Source organism: Shewanella sp. 125m-1 (assembly GCF_052977065.1).
The window spans coordinates 1-596 of the sequence record NZ_JBRILT010000100.1; the positions used below are offsets into that span (position 1 = coordinate 1).

A 596-nucleotide genomic window follows, 5' to 3' on the forward strand; every position below is an offset into this window, starting at 1 on the left:
AGGGCGTAATGATAAATTGGTGCTACTACATAGCAACCCAAGAGCGAGAAAGCTCTGGCCTGAGTTACCTGAAACGATTCAAGCACGCCTTGTTACACGTAAAATAAAAGGTAAAACCTATGAAGTTTTAACCTCAATGCTTGATGCCATGCGATTTCCAACAGCCGATATAACAGGGCTGTACGAGCATCGCTGGGAAATAGAGTTAGGTTATCGTGAGCAGAAACAATACATGTTAGGTAGCCGTCTTACCTTACGCAGTCGCTTACCTGAATTAGTTAAACAAGAGTTATGGGGCATCTTACTGACATACAATTTAATCCGTTACCAAATGGTTGAATTAAGCTTTAGTTTGAAAGGAAACTATTTGCCATATCAACTCAGTTTTAAGGGCACACTTGCACGAGTAACAGCATTACTAGTTGGGCTTCCATACTCCACTCCAGGCGCAATACCTCGCCAATTAAAAGGATTTCACAATATGGCTGAAAGCTTAATTTTAGAGGGGCGCAGAGAAAGAACTTTCCCCAGAACAGTAAAACCAAGGCCTCAACGGTATGCCAAAAATAAAAATGCCGTTCACCTTAAGTGAACGG

At 41.8% G+C, this 596-nt stretch carries 1 protein-coding gene; it reads left to right on the forward strand.

From position 1 onward, the window contains the following. The coding region (locus ACVBIK_RS20680) for a transposase (RefSeq protein ID WP_447170429.1) at positions 1 to 592 on the forward strand (592 nt) is incomplete at its 5' end. Between the last annotated feature and the right edge of the window lie 4 nt (positions 593 to 596).